The 4,149-nt window shown below is 70.7% G+C and carries 4 protein-coding genes; 2 read left to right on the top strand and 2 right to left on the bottom strand.

Features of this window, described 5'->3' with window-relative positions; translation table 11 throughout:
- On the top strand, window positions 1-377 hold a 377-nt coding region (locus tag VIB55_RS24150; protein ID WP_331879245.1), incomplete at its 5' end, for a DUF1206 domain-containing protein.
- A 2-nt stretch (window positions 378-379) separates the two neighbouring features.
- Here VIB55_RS24150 and ytxJ read toward each other — a convergent pair.
- The gene (gene ytxJ, locus VIB55_RS24145) at window positions 380-697 is read right to left on the bottom strand and encodes a bacillithiol system redox-active protein YtxJ (RefSeq protein ID WP_331879244.1); all 318 of its coding nucleotides are present in this window, start codon (window positions 695-697) and stop codon (window positions 380-382) included.
- A gap of 171 nt (window positions 698-868) precedes the next feature.
- Window positions 869-2,383: an APC family permease gene (locus tag VIB55_RS24140; RefSeq protein ID WP_331879242.1), complete on the bottom strand. Its 1,515-nt coding sequence runs from the start codon at window positions 2,381-2,383 to the stop codon at window positions 869-871.
- A gap of 325 nt (window positions 2,384-2,708) precedes the next feature.
- On the opposite strand from VIB55_RS24140, the gene VIB55_RS24135 reads away from it, so the two are divergent.
- On the top strand, window positions 2,709-3,710 hold the full coding sequence (locus tag VIB55_RS24135; protein WP_331879241.1) for a MoxR family ATPase: 1,002 nt from the start codon (window positions 2,709-2,711) through the stop codon (window positions 3,708-3,710).
- The last annotated feature ends 439 nt before the right edge of the window (window positions 3,711-4,149 follow it).

The following is a 4,149-nucleotide window of genomic DNA, read 5'->3' as shown; positions in this document are numbered from 1 at the left end:
GGCAGCTGCTGGTGGGGGCCGTGGGGCTGGGGATCGCCGCCTACGGCCTCTTTCAGCTGTACCGCGGCGCAACGTCCGACATCGCCAAGCGCTTGGGCTTCGGCGGGCTGAACGCGGACCTGCGGCGGCGCATCGTCACGCTGGGTCGGGTGGGGACGTGCGCGCGCGGCGTGGTGTTCGCCATCGCGGGGTGGCTGGTGATCCTGGCGGCGCTGCGCTACGAGCCCGGCAAGGCGGCCGGGCTGCAGGGCGCGCTCGTTTCGCTGCGGGAACAGTCGCACGGGCGCTGGCTGCTGGGCGCCGCCGCCCTGGGATTGATGGCGTACGGCGTCTTCCAGCTGGCCAAGGCCCGCTACCGGCGCATCCAGCCGGCCTGAAATCAGGCGATCTGCTCCTCCAGCGCCGAGGCGGTCACGTCGAAGTGGGTGGCATGCCAGTCGGGCTTGCCCCCGCGCAGGATGATCACCTGCGGTGACTCGTGCTCGAGCCCCGTCTTTTCCGACACGTACTCCGAGGCCTCGGCCGCCTCGTGCACGTCGAGCTTGAAGACCGGGGCGTCGGGCCGGCGCTCCAGGAAGCTTTCCATCTCGCGCCGCGCGTTGGCGCTGATGGGGCACGTCATGCTGTACTTGAAGAGGATGGCCCCGTCCTGGCCCAACGCCTCGTCCACGTCCTGCCTGCTGGCGATCTGCTTCATGTCCCGCGGCTCCCGCTCCGGTGATCCACGTCCGCGGCGGCGAATCCGCCGCGAACCAGGCCGGGCACCCGGCGCAAGCCGCATACCGCCAAGCGTGGGGGCCAGAAACAGACCGGCGGCGATCCCCAGGGGGACCGCCGCCGCTCGTCATCCGTCCAGCCACCCGCCGCGTCAGTCGCCGGCGCCCAGCTCGCCTGCGCCGGGGCGGTTGCGGAGCGTGCTGTTCCGGTATCCGTACAGGAAGTAGATGGCAAGCCCCACCGCCAGCCAGATGCCGAACCGTTCCCACGCGTGGGCGGGGAGGCCCGACATCACGTAGATGCAGGCGCCCGCCCCGATGAGCGTCACCGGCCAGACGAACGGAACGCGGAAGGGGCGCGGGCGGTCGGGATCGGTGATGCGCAGCGCCAGCACGCCGATGCAGACGATGGCGAACGCCGACAGCGTGCCGATGTTGGTCAGGTCGTAGATTTCGTTCTCGTCCATGAACAGCGAGCCCGTGGCCACGATGGCGCCGGTGAGCAGCGTGGTGACCCAGGGCACCCGCGCCTTTCCGCTGATCTTGGTGGACCACGCCGGCAGCAGGCCGTCGCGTCCCATGGCGTAGAAGATCCGCGGCTGTCCGTACTGGAACACGAGCAGCACCGCCGTGAGCGAAACCACCGCGCCCGCCGCCACGATCCATCCGGCCGTCTCCAGCCCCGCCAGCTGCAGCGCCTGCGCGAGCGGGTCGGCCCCCTTCAGCTGCTGGTACGGCACCAGCCCCGTGGCCACGATGCCCACGATCACGTAGATGACCGTGCAGATGGCAAGGCCGCCCAGGATGCCGATGGGCATGTTGCGCTGCGGGTTCTTGGTTTCTTCGGCCGCCGTGCTGATGGCGTCGAACCCGATGTACGCAAAGAACACGATCGCCGCGCCCTGGTGAATGCCGGGCCAGCCGTTGGGAGCGAACGGCGTGAAGTTGTCGGGGTTCACGTGGGCGGCGCCCACGGCCACGAACAGCCCCAGCACCAGGAGCTTCACCACCACCATGATGTTGTTGGCGCGCACGCTTTCACGAACGCCCCGCATGAGCAGCCAGGTGATGGCCACCACGATCAGAAAGGCGGGGATGTTCACCAGGAACGGCACGCCGAGCACCCGGGGCGCGCTCTGCATCAGCGCCTGCACCTGGGGGTCGCTGCTCTTGAGCACGGTGCGGTAGCCGTGCGTCAGGTACCCGGGAAGCTCGATGCCGAACCCGCTGAGCAGCGAATTGAAGTACCCGCTCCACGCGATCGCCACCGCGATGTTGCCGACGGCGTATTCCAGGATCAGGTCCCACCCGATGATCCACGCCACCAGTTCGCCCAGCGTGGCGTACGAGTAGGCGTACGCGCTGCCGGCCTGCGGAATCATGGAGGCCAGCTCGGCGTAGCACAGCGCGGCAAGGCCGCAGACGCCGCCCAGCAGCAGGAACGAGAACACCAGCGCGGGCCCGGCGCCCAGGCGCACCACGGTGCCGTCGGGCAGGATCTCGCCCGCGGCCGCCGTGCCGATGGACGAGAAGATCCCCGCGCCGATCACCGCCCCGATGGCGAGCATGATCAGGTCGCCTGCCCCCAATTCGCGCTTGAGCGCGTTCGGGTTGCCTTCTTCGGACAGCAGTTCGCTGATCGGCTTTCGGCGGAAGAGCTGTGACATGTGCAGGAGCGGATGGGTGTCGAGGCCGCGGCGGCCGGCGCCCCCGGGGGCGCCCCGGCCTGAAACGGCGGATCGGAGCGCGCCACGCCAGCAGCCGGGCGGCGCGCGCGGCGGGGTAAAGTGCGGACGGCGGCGGCTTCCGTCAATGATCCCGCGGCGCGCCAACGAAACGCGTTCTTCGCGCATCCTACCTGCGGGCCGCGGGGACGGGCATGCACTTTCGCGCCCCGGCGCGTTCCCGCTAGCTTGGCTGCTAGGATCTTAGCACGCCCCGTCCTGGTATCCGTCGGGTCCGCCCACACTTTCGCGCTCGCCGAGGCCCTGCTTGCTGACCGCCGAAAACGAAGTCGAATCGCTCCTGGCCGACGCCGGCCGCCTGCGGGCGCAGGTGCGCCGCCGCATCGTTGGCCAGGAGGCGGTGCTGGACGAGGTGCTGATGTGCCTGCTTGCCGGCGGGCACGCGCTGCTGGTGGGTGTGCCGGGATTGGCAAAGACGCTGCTGGTGCGCACCCTGTCGGAGGCGATGGAGCTGGAGTTCCGGCGCGTGCAGTTCACCCCCGACCTGATGCCCGGCGACATCACCGGCACCGAGGTGATCGAGGAAGACCGCGCGACCGGGCGGCGGGCGGCGCGCTTCATCCGCGGTCCGGTCTTCACGCAGGTGCTGCTGGCTGACGAGATCAACCGCACGCCGCCCAAGACGCAGGCGGCGCTGCTGGAGGCCATGCAGGAGGGCCGGGTGACGGCGGGCGGCGAAGACATGGAGCTGCCGCGCCCCTTCTTCGTGCTGGCCACGCAGAACCCGGTGGAGCAGGAAGGCACCTATCCGCTTCCCGAGGCGCAGCTGGACCGGTTCATGTTCGACATCCGGCTGGACTATCCCTCGGCCGAGGAAGAGGTGCAGATCCTCCGCTCCACCACCGGCGTGCAGGACGCGCCGGTGGAGAGGGTGCTGGACGCGGAGCGGGTGCTGACGCTGCAGCGGTGGACGCGCGAGGTGCCCGTGGCCGACAACGTCTTCCACTACGCCGCCTCGCTCGTGCGCGCCACGCGGCCGGGCGACGCCAGCGCGCCGGACGACGTGAAGCGCTGGATCCGCTGGGGCGCCGGCCCGCGCGCCGGACAGGCGCTGATCCTGGGCGCCAAGGCCAACGCGCTGCTCGCCGGCCGCTTCCACGTGACGCCCGAGGACGTTCGGCGGGTGGCGGCTCCGGTGCTGCGCCACCGCGTCCTGGTGAACTTCCACGCCGAGGCCGAGGGCGTTTCGTCGGACACGGTGATTGCCAAGCTGATCGAAAGCGTGGCGCCGCCGCGGAGCGGGTTGTGATGGGTTCCCCCTCCCCCGGCCCCTCCCCCGCAAACTGCGCGGGAGAGGGGGGAACTTCGGGGGCGCGTCGGCTGGGCTCGGTGCATTCCCAAGGAGCCCCCTCCCCCCGGCCCCCGTCCCCCGCTTCGCAGGGGAGGGGGAGAACTTCGCGCCCGATCCTTCTGGGCTCGGCGTGGGCGACCGGCGCCCCCCATCCCCAGCCCTTCCCCCGCAAACAGCGCGGGGGCAGGGTGCCGGTGCCGTGTGCTTCGATGGCTGTCGGTGCGCGGGCGGAGGGTGATGGCGGGCTGTGGGGCGTTTCGAGGGCTCCGGGGCAGTCCCCGGCTGCCCTCTCCCCCCGGCCCCCTCTCCCGCAAGCGGGAGAGGGGGAGAACTGCACCGAGTTCCGGGCGCGCCACAGACTCCAACTCACACCTGAGCAAGCCAGTCTGCAAAGGCA

It is taken from the genome of Longimicrobium sp., from assembly GCF_036554565.1.
Lineage (GTDB): Bacteria > Gemmatimonadota > Gemmatimonadetes > Longimicrobiales > Longimicrobiaceae > Longimicrobium.
The sequence above is the reverse complement of the archived record's forward strand: the minus strand, read 5'-3'. Positions and strand labels throughout refer to the sequence as shown.

Coding starts and splice junctions, on each gene's coding strand:
- ytxJ (WP_331879244.1), bottom strand. CDS start 697: ATGAAGCAGATCGCCAGCAGGCAGGACGTGGACGAGGCGTTGGGCCAG.
- VIB55_RS24140 (WP_331879242.1), bottom strand. CDS start 2,383: ATGTCACAGCTCTTCCGCCGAAAGCCGATCAGCGAACTGCTGTCCGAA.